1 protein-coding gene is annotated in these 288 nt (G+C 69.1%); it reads right to left on the bottom strand.

Going from position 1 to position 288, the window contains the following annotated elements; genetic code table 11:
* A partial coding sequence (locus tag R0J87_RS19500) for a GyrI-like domain-containing protein (protein ID WP_498888314.1) occupies positions 1-274 on the bottom strand: 274 nt, incomplete at its 3' end.
* Positions 275-288: the final 14 nt, after the last annotated feature.

Below are 288 nucleotides of genomic sequence, written 5' to 3'. Positions count from 1 at the left end.
GGTCGTCGGGCACCGCGGTGGTGGTCTGCAGGGCGACGCCGTGCAGGTATGTGAGCAGCGTGCCCTCTGCAGCATCCGGCTCGACATCGGCGGTGATCGCGAGGATCCCGGCCGGTTCGGCGTCGGCGAGTGCCTTGAGGCGCGCGTGCTCCTCGGGCGCGATCGCGGCGATGTGCGCCTGGATGTGAGGGTTCGCGCCCTCATGGATGAGCGGCACTCGCGCGGCATGGCCGACGAGCACGAGATCGGGGGTGGTGGTGATGGTGACGTCCATCTGGATACTCCCTT

Origin of the sequence: Halomonas sp. SIMBA_159, assembly GCF_046536035.1 — a bacterium.
Taxonomy (GTDB): Bacteria; Pseudomonadota; Gammaproteobacteria; order Pseudomonadales; family Halomonadaceae; genus Vreelandella; species Vreelandella venusta_A.
The sequence above is the reverse complement of the archived record's forward strand: the minus strand, read 5'-3'. Positions and strand labels throughout refer to the sequence as shown.